The following is a 236-nucleotide window of genomic DNA, read 5'->3' as shown; positions in this document are numbered from 1 at the left end:
GCCACATTTGCTGTTGTTGCCGGATTGCGCTTTTCGTCTGGTGTCATATGCCCGGTTAGTGACACAAACACAGGCATGATACCAACAGGGTTTACTGCGGCGACCAAACCGAGAAAAAACTGCAAGAAGATAGCAAGTTCAAAAGTTTGCATGTTGCGTACTCATCAAAGTTCACATTAGTGAAAAGGAGAAGGGGTAATTTGGGCGTAATGTAAGGCAAAAGTTAGGTTGTAAGA

The 236-nt window shown here is 44.1% G+C and carries 1 protein-coding gene; it reads right to left on the bottom strand.

The genetic code is table 11. The features are described 5' to 3' along the window. Positions 1-152 (bottom strand): MarC family protein (locus O4H47_RS18245; protein WP_419719651.1); only part of this gene is annotated, 152 nt, incomplete at its 3' end. Between the last annotated feature and the right edge of the window lie 84 nt (positions 153-236).

The sequence above is a fragment of the Maritalea porphyrae genome, from assembly GCF_027213965.1.
Lineage (GTDB): Bacteria > Pseudomonadota > Alphaproteobacteria > Rhizobiales > Devosiaceae > Maritalea > Maritalea porphyrae_A.
Note: the sequence above shows the minus strand (reverse complement) of the source record. Positions and strands in the feature narration are given on the sequence as shown.